This is a genomic window from Bacillus sp. cl95 (assembly GCF_900115925.1).
Lineage (GTDB): Bacteria > Bacillota > Bacilli > Bacillales > Cytobacillaceae > Neobacillus_A.
On sequence record NZ_FOYF01000004.1, the window covers coordinates 161,266 to 179,897 of the forward strand.

Genomic DNA, 18,632 nt, shown 5'->3' on the forward strand with positions numbered 1-18,632 from the left:
TTCCCCTTTATTCTTATCCGTTTTTAATTATAAATAGTGGTTACTAAAAAGGCTATTAAGTTCTGTGACTATCCACTAGATTTCACAACCTTTCTTTTTTCCATGTAAACGGCTACAATTATAAAAGACAGAGAATTCTATAAAAACAATTGTACCTTCGAGGTGCTTTGAGAAAAGGAGAATACATATGACTAACTTTCAGAATACTCTTGAGAAATATGCAGAACTAGCTGTTAAGGTTGGTGTAAATATTCAAAAGGGTCAAACTCTAGTTGTAAATGCAACACTTGATGCAGCTGAATTCGTACGACTTGTTACCAAAAAAGCTTATGAAACTGGTGCAGATAACGTCGTGGTTAATTGGAGTGATGATACAGTATCAAGGCTGAAATATGACCTTGCTCCAGATGATGCTTTCAACGAATATCCACAATGGAGAGCGAAGGAAATCGAAGAATTAGCCGAAAACGGTGCAGCATTCATGTCTGTTGTTTCCGCAAGCCCTGATCTATTGAAGGGTGTAAATCCAGAACGCATCTCAAATTTTCAAAAAGCGGCTGGAAAAGCTCTTTCTAAATATAGAAAGTTCGTTCAAACAGATAAAGTGAGTTGGACAGTTGTTGCTGCTGCTTCTCCTGATTGGGCAGCAAAAGTGTTTCCTGAAGCGGCAAAAGAAGAGCAAGTCGGACTCTTATGGGATGCCATTTTTAAAGCAACTCGTTCTGATTTAGGGGATCCTGTTTCTGCTTGGAAAGAGCATGATGCTACCCTCCATGAAAAGGTCAAAATTCTAAACGAAAACCATTTTCAAAAATTACATTACAAAGCTCCAGGTACAGACTTAACGATTCAATTACCTGAATCGCACCTCTGGGTTGGCGCAGGTAGCGTGAATGAGCAAGGAATCGAATTCATGGCGAATATGCCGACAGAGGAAGTTTTCACTGTACCTGTAAAAACGGGTGTAAATGGAACGGTATCAAGTACGAAGCCTCTTAGCTATGGCGGAAATATCATTGATAACTTCACACTAACTTTCGAAAACGGAAGAATCGTTGATTTCAAAGCCGAGGAAGGCGAAGAAATTCTGAAACGACTAGTGAATACAGATGAAGGCTCACACTATCTAGGTGAAGTGGCACTCGTACCATTCCATTCACCAATCTCGCAGTCCAATATTCTTTTTTATAACACATTGTTTGATGAAAATGCTTCAAACCATTTGGCAATCGGAAGTGCCTATGCTTTCTGTATCGAAGGCGGGAAGAAAATGTCTTCTGAAGAGCTGGAAGCAAATGGGCTAAACGAGAGTCTCACACACGTCGATTTCATGATTGGCTCTGATAAAATGGATATTGACGGTATTACAGCAGACGGCAAAACGGTTCCTGTTTTCCGTGCTGGGAATTGGGCGATTTAAGGGAAAGCTAGTTCCTGCAAGGATTCAGCGCGTTTAATCAAACGTTTGATTAGGCTCTTTTCGAAAAAATTGTTGTTATTGAATTAGTCAGAAGTGATTTTGCGTTTAGAATTTTATATTGAGGAAAAGAGCACGAAATAAGAATCTATACGTTTTTGCTCTAATCGTAAAAGCAACAATCTATGCGAAAACAGCCTTTGATTAAGCCCTCTGTTCGTGTAGAACAAAAAAGCAGGAAACCGATATATGGTTTCCTGCTTTTTCTATCTTTTTATCGGTTGTCAATTTTTTCTGGATACATGTCGTGGTTCATCATGCGATAATTAGCCATTTCTTCATACTTTGTTCCAGGCTTGCCATAGTTTGTGTATGGGTCGATTGAAATCCCGCCACGTGGCGTAAATTTACCCCAAACCTCAATATAACGAGGATCCATTAACTTGATAAGGTCGTTCATGATAATATTCATACAGTCCTCATGGAAATCTCCATGGTTACGGAAGCTGAACAAATATAATTTAAGCGACTTACTTTCAACCATCTTTTCACCAGGAATGTAGCTGATATAAATAGTGGCGAAATCAGGCTGTCCTGTTTTCGGGCAAAGGCTTGTAAACTCCGGGAAGTTCAATTTTACAAAATAATCGCGGTAAGCATGCTTATTATCAAATGCTTCTAGAATCTCTGGAGCATATTGAAAAATATAATTTGTCCCTTGATTGCCTAATAACGTAACGCCTTCTAGTTCTTCATCTTTTCTTCCAGCCATAAAAAATGCCTCCTAATATGTCCGTAACATACAGAGAGGCAACGATAGATAATTGAAATCATCCATAGTTTTTTTCAGAGGGTATCCGCTATGAACCTCTCCCGTCTGCAACGGGGTATTCGTATTTTAGTAACATTGTAACTATAGGAAAAAAGCGTTCTATTGTCAACAAGTGATATTTGGTAGCCACTCAAAAAAGCTATTTTATGTTCAGCATATTTTTCGTGTATAATGATTGAATGTTAGGAGGTTGATTTATGTTTAATGAATTCAAAAAGTTTGCGATAAAAGGTAACGTCATCGACCTGGCAGTCGGTGTTATCATTGGGGCAGCTTTTGGTAAAATCGTTAGTTCTCTTGTTGCAGACATAATAACGCCGCTGATTGGATTATTAATGGGCGGGATCGATTTTTCCAAGCTTCAATTTACGCTTGGTGAAGCAGATGTAAAATACGGACTATTTCTGCAGAGTGTCACTGATTTCTTGATTATTTCCTTCTCGATTTTCTTATTTGTAAGATTGATCAACCGTTTTAAGAAAAAAGAGGAAGCTAAAAACGAAAAAGCGGTTGTTGATAAAAAAGAAGAACTTTTAATGGAGATTCGCGATTTATTAAAACAACAACGTGAAAATAATTTTTAGAAAAAATGAATCTTCTTTGTCCGTGATTCGTATAACATAATAAGCAAAATACTATGAGGTGAAGAAAAAAATGTACGCACAAACAAGAAATCAATTTATGCCTTCTATATTGAGGACTTTCGCACTATCACTGGCCTTTGCTATTCTAGGTGCTTTCGCTGGTGTGTTTGTACCGACAGGATTATTCCTGCCACTTGCAATCATTGAAATTGGAATGCTCGTATTCGCATTCTTTTTACGACGCAAAAAAGCGATCTCATACACATTCCTATATGTATTCACGACGATTTCGGGAATCACTACTTATCCAATTGTAGCCCATTACACAGCTTTGGCAGGTGCTAACGTTGTTTTCATGGCCCTAGCTACAACAACAACTGTTTTCACTGGTCTAGCGATTTACGCAACAAAAACGAAACGTGATTTATCTTTCCTAGGCGGCATGCTGATGGCAGCATTGCTAGCTTTAATCGCCATTTCAATCTTTAGCTTTATCTGGCCGTTAAGTTCTACTGGAATGCTTGCATTTTCTTTCATCGGCGTTCTGGTATTCAGTGGTTATGTACTTTTCGATTTCAACCGTATGAAGCACTATGGCATTAGTGCTGAACATGTTCCTTTGATGGCATTGAACCTGTATCTTGATTTCATTAACTTGTTCTTAAGCATTCTTCGTATTTTCGGAATTCTAGGAAGCGACGATTAAAAATTCTCCCATGGTGGAGATCAAAGGCTCTGAGCGGCACTTGCCATTCAGAGCCTTTTACTATGTTAAGATGGGTGTACACTTTCCATGAATGGAGGTTATTGAATGAATTATCAATTAGAAAGCACTTCGTCAGAAACTCCTGTATTATTGAGTGAACTCATCAACGGAAAAAGATCTGTTGTTGTTTTCGTCCGCCACCTTGGTTGACCAGTCTGCCGTGAATATCTTACGCAGTTGCGTGAGCGAATAAATGAAATTACTGAAAAAGGTTACCAAGTTATTGTTATTGTTCCTTCAAAGGCTAGTTTTATTAACCAGTTTCTAGATCACTTCGGACCCTATCCTTTTCCGATATTTGGTGACCCATCACGGGCGGCATACAGAGGAATGGGACATGTTACGATGCTAAAGTGGAAACTGCTCTTGAAAGCCGGATTAGGTTTTATCACAGGTAAGGTGAAGAACTTCTTCCCTGAAGATAGCCGACAGAAAGAATTTGTTAAGAAATCAATGAAGACTCAGGATGTTTTTATTCAGGGCGGAACCTGGCTATTCTCCTCTGAAGGAAAATTGTTGTGGCACCATATAGACTCATCTCCTGAAAATCATGCTAGCATAGATGACGTCATTCATCACATAAAAAACCAAGGCAGAACCCTATGAGGCCCTGCCTTGGTTTATTTAAAAAATGTATTCCGTTTCTTTCCCTTTAGAATATCTCCAAACCAGCCCTTTTTCTTGAGCAACATATACAAAGCTATAGTTGTTCCACCAATCAGAATAAGAGAAATTAAATAACCAAACTTCCACTTTAATTCTGGCATATGGTCGAAATTCATCCCCCATAATGCTCCCCAAGCCATTACTGGTGTAAATAGTGTCGTCATCACTGTTAGCGTCTTCATGATTTCATTTCCTCGATGGGAAGAGACCACTTCTTCAAGGTTAATCAACGTGTCCATCTCTTGTTCATAGCCTTCAATTAACATGAGACCCCGATCGATCCTTTTGCATGTTCGCTGATATTCCATTGTTTCCACTATCGAGTCTCCGAAGGCTTCGTCTAGGCTCATTTTTATTTCTCTTATTGGCATCATCAAATGCTTGGCGACCAATAATTCATGTCGGCATTGATAGATTTCCTCGAGAATGGTTGTACTATTTTGTTCTTTGACCTTCCAGAACAAATCGTTCAGTCTTAATTCAAATTGGTCAATCTTTATTAGGTTTCGCTTCATAATTTCTCCCAATAAGATTGCAAATCCTTCAATTGCATTGTCTGCATACTCCATATGTTTTAGCAACGTTGAGTGTACGGGCATACCCTCATTTGAAAAATTAAGTCCAGTAGTTACAAAGAATGTTTTTGTAATGAAAAAATTAAAAATCTCAAAATCATCTTTTTTTCCAAGGTTCTGCTGATAAACAAGTGCACCGGACACTTTTTCTTCTTCCCTAACCGAAGTATCCACTTTTAGAAAATTAGTATTGCGTCTATCTATATCCTTTTTCCATTCTTCTAAGGAAAGAGACGAATACTGTTTTGCTAACTCAACAATCTTTGTAGTTTCAGTATCATCTAACTGATACCATTTCCATTCCTCATCATGAAACTTGTGCTCCATCTTCTCATCTCCTGCAAGACCCATCTGGTATCCGTCCATAATATATAGATTTAGATTCCCCAAATCATCTTCAAAAAAACATTTCCTATAAATGGAACATTCTCCAATTATCATGTGGTTTTATATATTTTGGAGTGGGTAAATATAAGAACAAAGGTTAAGAAATACCTTATTCAAGGAGGAATGATGGAATATGAGAAACTCACGTCAAGTAGGTTCGTTCGTACTAGCAGGCGTAGGCATAGGTACTGCGGTTTGGTTAGCTTTAAGACCCGGTAATACAAAAATGCAAAATCTCTATTCTACTGTGAAAAATAGGTTTTTCCCTTCAACTTCTCTTGCTACACCACCTATTGAAAAAGCTGGACACCCTGACCCCCATGATATCGATGACAACAAAATGGTAAGTGAAGGGGCTATGTATTCTGTAAATTATTACAATGAAAAAGAACAATAAACAGAGGCGCTTTTGCTCCTCTGTTTATTGTTCTTTTTTCTAAATATTAAAAGGACCAATTTTTCTATCTTAATAGGAGGCAAAGAATGGGTTTTATATTCATATTGGTGTATTTGGCGATTGTTTTAGCCGTGATTGAAATAAATGTCATTATCTTTACCCTGACAGGCCTGGAAAAGCATATTGCAAGATTCCAGGTCATTTCTATGCTCACAGGTACTGGATTTACAACCGGCGAATCCGAACTAATCATTGGACATCCGATTCGTCGTCGGGTAGGAGCATTTCTCATATTATTTGGCGCCTTCTCTTTGGCAGTTGTGATTTCAGCGATAAGTAGCATTCTATCGGATAATTTCAGAACAAAGGAAATTGCATCTATTGCTGGGTTTTTATTACTAGCGTTAATCATATTAAAAATACCACCGTTGCAGAAAAAAATAGCTCGCTTTTTCAAAGGTGAACTAAAGAAAAATTTTGACCTGAAAGACCTGCCCATTCGAGACGTATTAATGACCAATGAAGAAGACAATTTTTTAGAAGTTCCTATCCATCAAACCTCACATATGATCGGACAGACATTGGTGGATAAGATTACAGATAACGAAGATATAAATATCATGTTTATTAAACGTGGAGATATCGTCATTCGCAAGAAAAGGCTGAATACAAAACTTCAGGCAGGAGATAAAATCGTCCTTTATGGAGATAAGGAATTAATGAAAGATAAATTTGAAGAAGAAATTGAAAAGGCTGAATCTGATGAGTAATTCTTCAATGCAAGAATCTGAAAGATTTTTTTAATAAAAATATCCATTTCTACTATGGCCATAGTGCAAAATACCCATTAGAATAGAAAAGGAAAATTATTCTATTCTTTCTAAGGGGGAACACAAATGACGCTTTACAGTTTTATCGTACTTATTCATGTCATTGCTGCGGTAACAGGACTTGGCGCGAGCTTTGCAATGCCAGTGGTCATGAAAAGTGCAAAAAACGCAACACAAGCAAGATTTTCATTAGAACTAAACACCAAAATTGAGATATTTGCGAAAGTCGGTAGTATTATACTTTTGGCTACCGGGCTAATTTTAGGATTCATAAATACAGGATTATTTTCACAAGGATGGTACATCGCATCATTGTTAATCTACGTTCTTGTACAGCCAATTGTTGCTGGCATCATGCCTAAGAAAATGAAGCAAATGGACCTTATTCTTAAGGAGTATAAGGGAGATACACTACCTGATTCATATAACAAATTGAATGCCGAACTTAAACCGTTTAATGGTGCGATTCACGCTGCAGCAGTTATCTTGATCGTACTTATGTCAGTAAAACCATTCTAAATTGGCAAAACACCGGGACTATACCCGGTGTTTTTACTTATGTTTAAGTTTCTTATAATACGCAGCTTTATACAGATGATAAAAAATAATATTTCACTTTTAGAGAATTATTACACTCTGTGTTAATCCTTCTTCCCATTCTATTTGTGTAATTGTTCGATTTACTTGGGTAATTCTCACTTTTACTCGCGCAAATCTCGATTCTACTCGCGCCTGTCGAAATTCAGACACAAGTCAGCCACTTTACTCCCCTGATTGAACTTCTTCTAGCTTCATCATCGCCCCATAATACTGCTGAGCTGTAGTGAAGCAAATGAAGGCACAAAGTTCGCTGATTTCTCCTTCAGAAAATTCCTCTTTTAATATCTTAAAAGTCTCTTCAGATATATCTCCCTTTTGCTTTAAGAACACTTCTGCAAATCCTACGGCTAGGGAAGTTTTCTCATCATATAAATGAGGATCAGGTTTTCCTTTTGCTTTGCAATATTCACAGCCATTACTTTGAGCCAATGTCCTCCTTACTTGCTCCTTTAATATGGAGGAAAGCAGTTCGTCACCTTCTAAACTTTCTCCTAAAACAGTCCAAGCTTCCATCACTTTTTTGTTATGTCCTAACAACTTTTGAAACGGGGTCTTTCCATATTCTGATTCTTTAATTCTTGCCATTTCCATCTCCTCCTTGTTAAATTAATGATAATAAACCATTAATCTTTTTTACATTAAATTCGAAACCTGTTTACCTAATTTCTTTTTAGAAATAAACAAATAGTGAAAGGTCGACATTAAATTTGAAAATAGATGCGATTGATAAAAAAATCATTGATGAATTATCGAAAAATAGTCGACTATCGATGAGCGAATTAGGAAGGAGAATCAATCTTTCCTCTCCATCCGTGACAGAACGCGTCAGACAAATGGAGTCTTATGGAATCATCAAGAAATACACATTGGAAGTTGATTATGAAAAGCTTGGCTATCCTATACAATGCTTAATCGAAGCAACGGTCAAAAACGGTGATTATAAAGCATTCAAAAGTGTTATCGAGAGTTTGCCAAACTTGGAATTTTGTTATCGAATTGCAGGCAATGCCTGTTACATGCTTAAAATGCAATTCGAAACTTTTGCGAAAGCAGAGGAATTTATAAATGTGATCAATCCATATGCCCAGACTGTCACACACTTCATTTTTTCTCGAGTTGAGACAACTCTAAAAATGGAATAAACAAAAAGATCGCCTACCATGTAGACGATCTTTTTGTTTATTTAACCGACAAGAGAATGTTTAAAGGCATAAATGACTGCTTGCGTACGGTCTTGAACACCTAATTTGCTCAAGATATTGCTTACATGCGTTTTCACTGTTTTTAAGGCGATAAAAAGCTCGTCTGCAATTTCCTGATTTGTCTTCCCTTCCGTCATAAGCATGAGGATTTCAAGCTCTCGGCTTGTTAAGTCCTCATGTGGAAAATGCTCATTTTTCTGACGCATTTTCATCATCATTTTGCCTGTCACTTCTGGCTCAAGAACAGATTGACCATGGTATGTAGCCCTCACCGCATTCGCAATCTCACTTGCCTTTGAAGTTTTTAGCATGTAGCTAGAAGCACCTGCTTCAAGTGCCGGATATACTTTCTCGTCATCAAGGAAACTCGTGACAATAATAACCTTTGCTTCTGGCCATTTTTCAATAATCTGTCTGGTCGCTTCAATTCCGTCCATTTCCTTCATGACAAGATCCATCAGGATAATATCAGGTCTTAATTCTAGCGCCAACTCAACACCTGTTCTTCCGTTATCCGCTTCTCCAATGACTTCAATATCCTCTTGTGCAGATAAATACGAGGAAACTCCGATCCTCACCATTTCATGGTCATCAACGAACACCACTTTAATCATTTGCAGCACCCTCATTCAATATCATTGGAACTTTTACTTCAAGACGTGTTCCTTTATCTTTAAGACTAACAACCTTTAACGTGCCGCCAACTTCCAAAGCACGTTCATGCATATTCTGCAAGCCGTAGGAGCCTGCTTTGGAACCATCTTCAAAACCGATTCCATCATCCGCAACCCTTAAGATAATCAAGTCATCGCGTTTAATAAGCAAAACTTCCAGTTTGGTGGCTTTAGAATGTCTGAGAGTGTTAGATACAGACTCTTGAAGAATCCGAAAAAGATGATCTTCTAATCCCTTATCCAACGGGAACGCTTCAACCTTCCAGTGTATGTTCATGGTGACCTTCTGTGATAATTCGATTAATAGCTCTTCAATTCCTTCTTGTAGCGTCTTGTCTTTTAAAGCTACAGGTCGGAGGTGAAGTAGTAGTGCTCGCATCTCTAATTGTGATTGATGAATCATTTCTTCAACCATTTTCAGTTGCTTTGATTGGCGGTCTTCCTTTTCACTCAATGGTTCCGTTATCGCCGACATCATCATGGAAGCCGCAAAAAGCTGTTGACTGACTGAATCATGCAATTCCCTCGCCAAACGGTTTCGTTCCTGGGAGATAATTTCTTGAATCCTTCCCTCAATGTCTTCTACCTTCTCAGTTGCTAACCTTTGGGAAAGTATAGTTTGTTCAGTCATTTGCTTGTAAATTTTACTTATTCTTCTTTGAATGGATTGAACTTCGGAAAAATTGGCATCAGCCTTGAACTCAAGCTGTCTTCCTTCTTCAAGGGAATGTACGGCTTTATCGATAGCAGCAAATTGGTTACGCCAATAAAAGCCTGAAACCAGGCCGAATACTATGGCAACGGCGATACTAAAAGCAGGAATAAACACACCTACAGGTATGTCCATCAATTCTTCATTCCATAAATCCTGCCAAATAAGGTCAGGAATCGCAATGAACATGCCTACTAAAATCGTAATGACAATGAAAAATACAAAGAGCGAAGACCAGATAACTTGGCGAAGTACGGCACTCATATGCGCTTCACCTCTAAATCTCCTATGAAAAGGGATGTAATGATTTTCACTCTTTGCTCGGATTGTAGGAAGTCTGGTGTTTGATATTGCATCACCTGATTGAATACTTTGGTCTCGGCATGATTAAATACTGATACTGTCCCGACTATGCTTGAATGGGAAACATTCACTTCCAGTTCATATGGTACAAGAACTTGAACCTTTCCAATCACATTACGAATGGCAATCACCGTTTCACCTTTTGGCAGGACCGTGTAACTTAGGTCAATCACTGTATCTCCAACAGCCGCCTGGATATTAATATCGTTCCATTCGTAAACATCATCTGGTGTCCGCTGTTGTCCGAGTAAGGTATTTTCGAAGAAAGGCTTCGTAATACAAATAGTGTCCTTTGTTTCTTGTTCAGGCAATTTAATTACGGGGAGAATATGTTTAGGTTCCTTTTTCGAGGAAACAAATTTAATTACGAAATACAGCAAAAGTGCTAACATTAAAAACTTAAAGGTAATCATGGAAAATACGCTAGCACATAGAAAGATGAGTCCGCCCCAGAAAAGGAATTTCCCTTTCCTTTTTTCAAGAGACTTCTTCCCATAATAGATCATGAGTGACGATACGAATAGCGAAAATATCACGCCACTGTTAAAAAAGATGATTTCGAGCAAAAGAACGACACTGCCTATGAAGATGACCCAGCTCAAGTAATTATTTTTAATATTGTTTAGCATTTCCTTCATCTCCTAGACCCTTTTAAGATGTGCCACTTCAGAAAAAAGCTTCAAAAGGCGCAGATTCCCACGCCTTTTTAGAATACCATGTTTGGATTAAGAAATGGACGAGATTTCCTCTTTTTTCATTTCTTTTTCTAATTGTGCAATGCGTGCATCTATGGTGCTGCGATAGTAAGAACTATTCACTTGGTGCTCCAGCTTTTCTAGGTAGTTCTCAATATCCTGAAACTTTGCAAAGGCTTTGTCTCCGTTACCATTTTCATCAAGAACTGTGTTAGCCCGAAGGTTGGCACGCGTGATGTTTTCCTTGCCCATTAATTCCATGCGGCGGATATGCATATCTTTCAACTTGTGCTTCATTTCTTCATATTTACGCTCTAACCCTTGCAATTCATCAATTGTATTTTGCAAGGAAACTTTCAATCTTTCTGCACGTTCTGCATATTGAGCGTGTTCTTGTAAGGCGAATTCATAAAGATTCGATTCACCATCTTTAGAGGCAACTTCTGCTTGATACTTTCGTTTAGCTGCAAGGTCTGTAGCAAACTGAAGTTCACGAGTAAATTCTTCTTTCAATGTAGATTGACGTTCCAAAAGCTTTCTTACTTTTTCAGTTTCCTGTTCGCTTTGGCGTAAATATTGGTTCAATAATGCAATCGGATTTTTACGTTCCTTCGTATCAAGTACTTCGTGCAAATCAGCTGAGATCGTGTTTTTAATGCGAGTAAATAAGTTTGTCATTTTTCCATCTCTCCTTTAGGTTAATTTTGTTTCAATTCGTTCCATTGCTTTTCAAAATTCATGAACGGATCGCTTTCTTCTTTTAATGGTGACTCGCTTCTATTCCATTTCTTGTAGACAACGTATAAAACATATAGCGCTACAACACCTAGGATGGCTGGAGCATTGTGAGCTGCTGCCATTAAGGCAATGAAACCGGCAAAGCCCCATCCAATCTTGCTTCCAGTTGACTCAGACTTCATGAACTTTTTGAAAACGAAATACATTATCGCAAGACTGATCACCATTCCGATCATCGGGCCAACTGTTGCTAACAACACCATGGCCGCTAAACCTCCTGCTAAAAGTAAACCAAATTTCTTCATTTACGTTTCCTCCTCTCTTTCATGTATTCATCTTACCTCTCTGGCGAATTTCTCATAACGAGCTTGAGCTTGATTTTCATATAGGTCCCGAGACGTAGAAAGAGTCAGCCCGCTAAACAGACTGACCCTTCTTTGAAAAATATAGATTTCTATTTAGAAATAAACATTTGCGTCCAATAGTAACGTTGTGAACCGCCTTGCGCATAACCAACTCCAATATGAGTGTAGCTCTGGCTAAGGATATTCTTACGGTGACCTGGGCTGTTCATCCAAGCTTGAACAACTGAGGCTGCAGTCGTTTGTCCTGCTGCAATATTTTCACCAGCAGCATTATAGTGAATACCAAAGTTCTTCATCATCGTAAATGGATCACCGTATGTTGGGCTTGTGTGAGAGAAATAGTTTTTGTCTCTCATATCATTGGATTTGTAACGTGCCACCCTTGAAAGCTCCCAATCAGCCACGAGTGGTTTCAAACCGTATTTCGCACGTTCTTGGTTTGTTAATTGAATGACTTGATGTTCGACACTTTTTACAGCATCGTAATTCGGAATGTTAACCTTTTGTCCTGGATAGATTAAGTTCGGATTTGGAAATTGCGGGTTTGCTTCAATAATTTCAGATATGCCTACCTGATATTTCACCGCAATTTTCCAAAGGGAATCACCAGGTTGAACTGTGTAAACCTGCTGCGCAAAGGAAATGGCTGGCACACAAACGAGTGCCATAAGAAACATAAAGCCTGCTATTAATACCTTTTTCATCTTTAACTTGCACCTCCGATAATAGGATGTGAGTTACCGATAAAAATATTCACTTCAAGACTGCCTGCATGACTTATTTTTGAAATGAGGATTCATCCATGTGATGGAAGGGAAAGGCATCTTCAGGAGAGCTTTTGTATATTTTGAAAGTCAGCGCTGATAATAAAAAAATGAAAATAGGGAGGAATTTGTTTGAAGGAACTAACTTGGATGACATATTTGATGCTCATACTGGCAAGTTACAGGCTAACTCACTTAGTTGTATTTGATAAGATAACGGAATTTATCAGAAAGCCATTTATGAAAAAAATTGAAATTCAAACCGACCACGGAACAGAAACAAAGAATGTACCGAAGTCGATGTTCGGTTATCTACTCAATTGTTATTGGTGTACAGGAATTTGGAGTGCCATTTTCCTCGGCACAGCATACCTTCTCATCCCCAAAGTAACCTTTGTCATCATTCTTATCCTTTCCATTGCTGGCGGACAATCAATTCTTGAATCCTTTGTAGGAGTTAACATAAAGAGAGTCAGCTACCTAGCCCATCAACAACATGAACAAGAAAAAAAGAACTAGGATGATGCCTGGTTCTTTTCTTGTGTCATCATGTATCCATTTTTATCAAATCCCAAGGAGTAATAATCCCCACAGGCTTTTCTTCCTTTGAACCATTAGGTGTGACAATAACTGCTTCAAGTTTATTGCCGTCCTGAACTCGTCCTTCAAACAAATCCTCAAGATCAAATACGTTTTGATTAGGTGTAATGAATTGAACGTTTCTCTCCTTTTCATACGATTGAAGGTCGAAAACCTTTATTCCTTTAAGGTCAATGGTATGTCCATTTATCTTCTCAGCGAAAAAGCTGCGTAACCCGCCTTCTGTTAATAGGAATACAAATTTATTACCTCTATAGATGGGAAATTGTGAATACGGATCATCCTTCGTGTCCTCAAGAAAGTCCTTCACTTCTTCAAAAGCATCGTATGTTTTTACTCGACCTGATGCAATCGACAATACCGAGGGTGGACTTTGCAGAAACTGCGAAATGTTTTCGATTCTTTCTACTACCTCAAGATGAGGTTCTGCAATATAGAAATTCTCTCGGCTTTTTTCGTGTACCAAGGCATTTCTTAACCGTGCATAGCTTTTCAAATCATCAAAGAAATTTCGGATGGAAGCATGTCTATTCTTTGCTTTATGCAATAAATCTAGGAAGTGGTCACTGTCCTCAAGTTTTACAAGTTTGCGAAGTTCGGTATGAATTTGATTGAATGCAATTTCGAACCTCTCTGACTTTTCCCGTTGCTTTTGAATCTCTTTTACTGATTCAGTGGATTCTAACATACCTATCACCTACTTATGATAATGATGATTCCCACCCTTCAAGGGCTGTATGAATACTTTCCTGCGCTGCTTTTACTATTTCTCCATCTTGCAGATCATGTCCATATACGAGTAGCAAGACAGCCGTATAGATGGCTTTAAATCTTGCCAGCTTTTTTGTCTCTCCTTTTACTTGTCCATATTTTTCGAAAAATAATCCCCTTCCGCTATTGGGTATAAAACTATACGCGATTGAAAGGTCTACCGCCGGATTTCCAATATGCGTGTCGCCCCAATCAATAATCCCTGATACTTCATTTTGGCTATTAAGTAACAGGTTACGAATATGTAAATCCCCATGGACTAGCACTAGAGGTCCTGCCGTTTCTATCTGCTCTAACGAATCCACATACTTCGTGAGCAATTCTACCTGTGCTATCAGTTGATTGCCAACAGCCTTTTGCACATAATTCTTGAGTTGTTCCTTCCTTTTTTTAATGCTGAGACGTTCAAGTGTGTCATACGGTACACCCAGACCTTCAGCGAGATTAATTGGAATGCTATGCAACACTTTTAAGAATTCTGCAAGTCGTTCAACTGATTTCAGACGATCATCGTGGTTGACTGTAGAAGGGGTGATTCCCTCGACTAAACGATAACCTGTAAAGGACCAAGGATAATTTTCAGATGGATGACCGAAAAAGATTGGTTTGGGAATGGCCATGCTAGCTGTTGCTACGATTGCAGGTAGGAGCATATTCTCTATCTCCAATAATTCGTGTCCAACTTCCCTACGCGGAAAACGAAATACGTATTGGTTATTTACCTTAAAAACAGTATTATCAAAACCTTTTCCGATTAATTTTATTGTAATCGGAGATAATTGTGGAAATTGTGAGAGGATAAGCCCTTCTGCCTCTTTCTCGGTCAAAACAATTTCTGCTGTCCAAGGCTGTGGCATCTTTATTCCTCCTTTGTAAATGAATATCTTTTTTATTATTTTATCTCTTCGTTTAACATCTTCAAAATAATTGCTATTTTTCAAAGCAAAGGGAATATGTCCATAGTTATCAAGTTCAGCACATGAAATGTAGATTTTTGGAAAAGTTAAGTCTAGTGATTTTTTTAAAAGGAGGATTTATAGATGGATATCACAAACGAAATGCCTCAATTTCCTAAAACGTATTGGAGAGAAACCAATCTTCCACAATTCGCTAAACTAGAGACTGATCTACACGTTGATGTAGCGATTGTAGGAGCAGGAATTACGGGGATTACTACTGCCTACTTACTAAGTAAAGCAGGTTTAAAGGTCGGGGTCATGGAAGCCGGCAGCATCCTAAATGGAACGACCGGCCATACAACTGCCAAGATTACAGCTCAGCACGGTCTGATATACGATGAATTGATTAGCCACTTCGGAGAAGAAAAAGCGAAACTTTATTATGAATCTAATAAACAGGCGCTTGATTTCATAAGGAATGTGATTCAAGAGCATGGAATAGATTGCGATTTTAGTGAGCAGGATGCCTTTATTTATTCCACAACCGAAGAATATCAATCAAAGCTTGAAAAGGAGTATGAGGCATACCAAAGACTTGGAATCCCCGGTGAACTGTCAGACAGCATTCCTTTTAATATAAGTATTAAAAATGCCCTATCCATGAAAGGACAGGCTCAATTTCACCCCTTGAAGTATTTGACTCACCTTGTGAAAGAGGCAACAGCGAATGGTTGTGAATTTTATGAAAATACAACGGCAATCGATGTCGAGGACGGTGACTCTCCTATCATCTCTACAAAATCCGGTAACAAAGTGACGTGCAAACATCTTGTCGTCGCATCACACTTTCCATTCTATGATGGAATGGGATTCTATTTTGCGCGAATGCATGCTGAAAGATCCTATGTCATTGGAATTAAGACGAAGGAAGAATTTCCAGGCGGCATGTACATTAGCGCTGATAGTCCAACACGTTCGATCCGAAGCACTCCGCTCGATGACGGTCAACTTATTTTAATCGGCGGGGAAAGCCATAAAACCGGACAAGGCAAGGATACATTAAGATACTATGAGGCATTGCAGGAATTTTCGGGAGAAGTGTTTGGACAAAGTGAGTATATCTACCGCTGGTCAGCACAAGATTTAGTCTCCCTCGATAAGGTGCCATATATCGGTCCAATCAAATCGGACAAAAAGAATATCTTAGTTGCAACCGGCTATAAAAAATGGGGCATGACAAGCGGTACGGTAGCCGCTCAGCTTATGACTGATTTGATTACGGCTCGTGAGAATTCATACGTTGATGTTTATACACCATCGCGCTTCAATGCCGACCCAAGCTTAAAAAATCTAATCACTCAAAACCTTGATGTAGCAGCCCACTTATTGAAAGGGAAGCTCGAATTCGTTCCTAAGAGTACTAGAGATTTAGAAAATGACCAAGGTTCTGTTGTCATTGTAAATGGTAAGAGAGCAGGCGCTTATAAGGATAAAAACGGCGAGTTATTTATCGTCGATACGACCTGCACACATCTGGGATGCGAGTGTGAATGGAATCATGCCGAAAAGACATGGGATTGCTCGTGTCACGGTTCAAGATTTGCTTATTCAGGCGAAGTAGTCGAAGGACCTGCCAAGAAACCTCTGAAAAAGATTAGCGACTGATAGAAATAAGCCCACACAGACCAGATGTGTGGGCTTCAATTTGATTTGGGAGGCTGAAAATTTGATTTCGCAAGATTTGGGAGGATTTCCGCAAGATTCCACTCATTTTTTGCAAGATTCCTAGCGGTTTTCGCAAGAATCCAGGTTCGTTTCGCAAGATTGAAATATTTCAGGGATAATATGGAAGATAGCGCGGGCGGAATTTACTTTTTTTGTAAAAACTGAAATAAAGAAGTGAGGCTTTTACACCTCTCAGTTGAATCCCGCGAGTTTATACAGAAATCCCACTTGATTTCAGAAAAATCCCGCGCAAATCCTCGAGTATTACGCCTGTCTGAAAATCCAACTAGCATAACCTAAAAAAAAGAAGCCCATTACTTCAGGCTTCTTCTCACTTTTAGTCATTAGGACGATTTCTTTTTACATTTTCCTGTCCCGTTGTGAACTCCACTAATTCGGAACTTGTTTTGCCTTTTTTCACATTGTTGTTCGCTTGCGCATTTTTGTTACCTAACTTCGTTTTTCCCATCTGACTCGCCTCCTTTTCCCACTTTCCTTCGTAGTATGGATGCCTGTCAGAATTATTATTCGCACTATAAAATGGGAGGTATACGATATTTGGTCGACTATTTAAGACCATAGGCACACTCGATTAAAACCGCCTGCTTCCCATTGTCAGCCAGGAAAATAATGGCTTAGAGACCCTTGGAAGATCTTGGAGAATATATTCTTATTCATTGGATGAATCCTTTTCAAAAAAAGAAAAAGCTGCACCAGATTATGTCTGATACAGCCTTTGGATTAGTATTTTTTTGCGTGCTTTCCGTCTGCAATTTTACCCATATAAAAAACTTTACGATTAACCGGAACGTTCAATTCACGGGCAAACTGGCGCAATTCGCGTTCCTCACGATCCGTTACTAGAGAGATGACTGTGCCATCCGCTCCGAAACGTCCTGTTCTTCCAGAACGGTGAACGTACTGCTTGATATCCTGCGGGAAGTCGAAGTGGACAACATGGGTAACACCTTTAATGTCGAGACCACGTGCCGCTACATCTGTTGCAATCATCATGTTCACCTTTCCATCTCGGAAACTGTTCAATGCATTTTGACGCTCCACTTTATTCATGTCACTGTGAAGAACTTTCACAGATAAATCTTTAAAGTTCAGCTTTTCAGACATGACTGTAATCTCGGCAATATCGTTAATGAAAGCTAAGGCCTTTATATTCTCTAAACGAATAATCTTTTCAAGCATTTTCATCTTGTCGCGAGGCTCACAACTGAAGAAGATATGTTCAACTTTACCTTCTGTAATGGTTTCATCCTTTTTAACGCGAATAATTTCAGCGTCCTTCGTCAGTTCTTTCGCTTTTTGTTCCGTTTGAGCAGGCAGTGTCGCTGAAAATAACAACACTTGACGAGCAGCGAGCGTTGACTTCACGATGTTTTGCACAGTCGCATAATGTTCAGGAACAAGCAATTGATCGCCTTCATCAAGGACAACAATCTTGACTTCGTGCATTTTTAATTTCTTTTGTTTGATGAGCTCAAGCATTCTGCCTGGAGTTCCGAAAACAACTTGTGGGCGCTTCTTCAGTTTTTCAAGCTGTCTCTTCACATTGGCACCACCAATGAAAGTAGCACCTCGAATCCCACTACCTTCCGACCACTTTTGGAATTCCTGATACACTTGCATGACAAGTTCTTGTGAGGAAGCTAATACTACTGCCTGCACTCCGCCTTGTTCAGGATTAATTTTTTCTAATACTGGTAAAAGGTAAGCAAGTGTCTTTCCTGTCCCTGTCGGGGATTCAGCAATTAAGTCTCTTCCTTCAATTGCATGCGGAATTGCATTTGTCTGAATCGTCGTCGGTTGATTGAATTCAGACTTTTTCCACACATTTTGTATAAATGGCTTTAAAGTTTCTATATTAAACATCATGATCTCCTTTAGGTGTTTCTTTCTATTATAGTGCTATTTCAAGTCGTTCATCCACTTTGCGTCGTTTTTGATACTAACGTATGGAAGTGTCAATGTCTACCCAATAGGTAAAGAATACACGCTGAATTTCATATGGACAATGAAAAAAGACATCGAGCTGAATCTAAAATTCAGCCCGATGCC

The 18,632-nt window shown here is 38.8% G+C and carries 22 protein-coding genes and 1 pseudogene; 10 read left to right on the top strand and 13 right to left on the bottom strand.

The genetic code is table 11. The annotated features are described in order from the left end of the window. Positions 1–187: 187 nt before the first annotated feature. On the top strand, positions 188–1,420 hold the full coding sequence (locus BMZ31_RS12865) for an aminopeptidase (RefSeq protein ID WP_090832168.1): 1,233 nt from the start codon (positions 188–190) through the stop codon (positions 1,418–1,420). 271 nt (positions 1,421–1,691) lie between these two features. Here BMZ31_RS12865 and queF read toward each other — a convergent pair whose 3' ends face one another. Continuing rightward, complete coding sequence (gene queF / locus BMZ31_RS12870) at positions 1,692–2,189, bottom strand: preQ(1) synthase (RefSeq protein WP_090832169.1); 498 nt, start codon at positions 2,187–2,189, stop codon at positions 1,692–1,694. Between the two features lie 257 nt (positions 2,190–2,446). On the opposite strand from queF, the gene mscL reads away from it, so the two are divergent. The 3 genes and pseudogenes from mscL to BMZ31_RS12885 all read left to right on the top strand — a co-directional run. Beyond that, positions 2,447–2,833, top strand: a complete 387-nt coding sequence (gene mscL / locus BMZ31_RS12875) for a large conductance mechanosensitive channel protein MscL (RefSeq protein WP_090832170.1) — start codon at positions 2,447–2,449, stop codon at positions 2,831–2,833. 70 nt (positions 2,834–2,903) lie between these two features. After that, positions 2,904–3,539, top strand: a complete 636-nt coding sequence (locus tag BMZ31_RS12880; RefSeq protein WP_090832171.1) for a Bax inhibitor-1/YccA family protein — start codon at positions 2,904–2,906, stop codon at positions 3,537–3,539. Between the two features lie 222 nt (positions 3,540–3,761). Continuing rightward, positions 3,762–4,205: pseudogene (locus tag BMZ31_RS12885) on the top strand (peroxiredoxin-like family protein); the annotation flags it as partial. Positions 4,206–4,219: 14 nt separating this feature from the next. Here BMZ31_RS12885 and BMZ31_RS12890 read toward each other — a convergent pair. Next, positions 4,220–5,206: a magnesium transporter CorA family protein gene (locus BMZ31_RS12890; protein ID WP_254778795.1), complete on the bottom strand. Its 987-nt coding sequence runs from the start codon at positions 5,204–5,206 to the stop codon at positions 4,220–4,222. Between the two features lie 154 nt (positions 5,207–5,360). Between BMZ31_RS12890 and BMZ31_RS12895 the strand changes: the two genes are divergently transcribed. From BMZ31_RS12895 to BMZ31_RS12905, 3 genes are all read left to right on the top strand, one after another. Further along, on the top strand, positions 5,361–5,624 hold the full coding sequence (locus BMZ31_RS12895) for a hypothetical protein (RefSeq protein ID WP_090832174.1): 264 nt from the start codon (positions 5,361–5,363) through the stop codon (positions 5,622–5,624). Between the two features lie 86 nt (positions 5,625–5,710). After that, a complete protein-coding gene (locus tag BMZ31_RS12900) occupies positions 5,711–6,394 on the top strand; it encodes a TrkA C-terminal domain-containing protein (RefSeq protein WP_090832175.1) in 684 nt (227 codons plus the stop codon). Positions 6,395–6,520: 126 nt separating this feature from the next. Next, positions 6,521–6,973, top strand: a complete 453-nt coding sequence (locus tag BMZ31_RS12905; protein ID WP_090832176.1) for a DUF2269 family protein — start codon at positions 6,521–6,523, stop codon at positions 6,971–6,973. Between the two features lie 243 nt (positions 6,974–7,216). Here the strand turns inward: BMZ31_RS12905 and BMZ31_RS12910 are convergent, their stop codons facing one another. Then, positions 7,217–7,639: a carboxymuconolactone decarboxylase family protein gene (locus BMZ31_RS12910; RefSeq protein WP_090832177.1), complete on the bottom strand. Its 423-nt coding sequence runs from the start codon at positions 7,637–7,639 to the stop codon at positions 7,217–7,219. 122 nt (positions 7,640–7,761) lie between these two features. On the opposite strand from BMZ31_RS12910, the gene BMZ31_RS12915 reads away from it, so the two are divergent. Beyond that, positions 7,762–8,196, top strand: a complete 435-nt coding sequence (locus BMZ31_RS12915; protein WP_090832178.1) for an Lrp/AsnC family transcriptional regulator — start codon at positions 7,762–7,764, stop codon at positions 8,194–8,196. Positions 8,197–8,237: 41 nt separating this feature from the next. Here the strand turns inward: BMZ31_RS12915 and BMZ31_RS12920 are convergent, their stop codons facing one another. The 6 genes from BMZ31_RS12920 to safA all read right to left on the bottom strand — a co-directional run bounded on the left by BMZ31_RS12920 (position 8,238) and on the right by safA (position 12,507). Further along, on the bottom strand, positions 8,238–8,870 hold the full coding sequence (locus BMZ31_RS12920) for a response regulator transcription factor (RefSeq protein ID WP_090832179.1): 633 nt from the start codon (positions 8,868–8,870) through the stop codon (positions 8,238–8,240). Continuing rightward, positions 8,863–9,906, bottom strand: a complete 1,044-nt coding sequence (locus tag BMZ31_RS12925; RefSeq protein WP_090832180.1) for a sensor histidine kinase — start codon at positions 9,904–9,906, stop codon at positions 8,863–8,865. The genes BMZ31_RS12920 and BMZ31_RS12925 overlap by 8 nt, the downstream gene beginning before the upstream one ends. Next, entirely contained in the window at positions 9,903–10,634 is a 732-nt protein-coding gene (gene liaF / locus BMZ31_RS12930; protein ID WP_090832181.1) for a cell wall-active antibiotics response protein LiaF, read from the bottom strand. Before liaF ends, BMZ31_RS12925 begins: the two co-directional genes overlap by 4 nt. Before the next feature lie 96 nt (positions 10,635–10,730). Continuing rightward, positions 10,731–11,378, bottom strand: coding sequence for a PspA/IM30 family protein (locus BMZ31_RS12935; protein WP_090832182.1), 648 nt, complete (start codon positions 11,376–11,378; stop codon positions 10,731–10,733). A gap of 20 nt (positions 11,379–11,398) precedes the next feature. Further along, positions 11,399–11,743, bottom strand: coding sequence for a lmo0954 family membrane protein (locus BMZ31_RS12940; protein WP_090832183.1), 345 nt, complete (start codon positions 11,741–11,743; stop codon positions 11,399–11,401). A 149-nt stretch (positions 11,744–11,892) separates the two neighbouring features. Beyond that, positions 11,893–12,507: a SafA/ExsA family spore coat assembly protein gene (gene safA, locus BMZ31_RS12945; protein ID WP_090832184.1), complete on the bottom strand. Its 615-nt coding sequence runs from the start codon at positions 12,505–12,507 to the stop codon at positions 11,893–11,895. Between the two features lie 192 nt (positions 12,508–12,699). Between safA and BMZ31_RS12950 the strand changes: the two genes are divergently transcribed. Next, entirely contained in the window at positions 12,700–13,086 is a 387-nt protein-coding gene (locus BMZ31_RS12950; protein WP_254778797.1) for a DUF1360 domain-containing protein, read from the top strand. A 28-nt stretch (positions 13,087–13,114) separates the two neighbouring features. Here BMZ31_RS12950 and BMZ31_RS12955 read toward each other — a convergent pair whose 3' ends face one another. Both BMZ31_RS12955 and BMZ31_RS12960 read right to left on the bottom strand, forming a co-directional pair. Continuing rightward, entirely contained in the window at positions 13,115–13,855 is a 741-nt protein-coding gene (locus BMZ31_RS12955) for a CBS domain-containing protein (RefSeq protein WP_090832185.1), read from the bottom strand. A 13-nt stretch (positions 13,856–13,868) separates the two neighbouring features. Continuing rightward, complete coding sequence (locus tag BMZ31_RS12960) at positions 13,869–14,795, bottom strand: phosphotransferase (protein WP_090832186.1); 927 nt, start codon at positions 14,793–14,795, stop codon at positions 13,869–13,871. 183 nt (positions 14,796–14,978) lie between these two features. Here BMZ31_RS12960 and BMZ31_RS12965 point away from each other — a divergent pair, with 183 nt between their 5' ends. Further along, positions 14,979–16,502 carry an FAD-dependent oxidoreductase gene (locus BMZ31_RS12965; RefSeq protein ID WP_090832187.1) on the top strand — a complete coding sequence of 508 codons (1,524 nt, stop codon included), beginning with the start codon at positions 14,979–14,981 and terminating at the stop codon, positions 16,500–16,502. Between the two features lie 397 nt (positions 16,503–16,899). Here the strand turns inward: BMZ31_RS12965 and BMZ31_RS20945 are convergent, their stop codons facing one another. Together BMZ31_RS20945 and BMZ31_RS12970 are read right to left on the bottom strand one after the other, a co-directional pair. After that, positions 16,900–17,031: a hypothetical protein gene (locus BMZ31_RS20945; protein WP_302846854.1), complete on the bottom strand. Its 132-nt coding sequence runs from the start codon at positions 17,029–17,031 to the stop codon at positions 16,900–16,902. A gap of 272 nt (positions 17,032–17,303) precedes the next feature. Next, positions 17,304–18,449: a DEAD/DEAH box helicase gene (locus tag BMZ31_RS12970; protein ID WP_090832188.1), complete on the bottom strand. Its 1,146-nt coding sequence runs from the start codon at positions 18,447–18,449 to the stop codon at positions 17,304–17,306. Positions 18,450–18,632 lie beyond the last annotated feature (183 nt).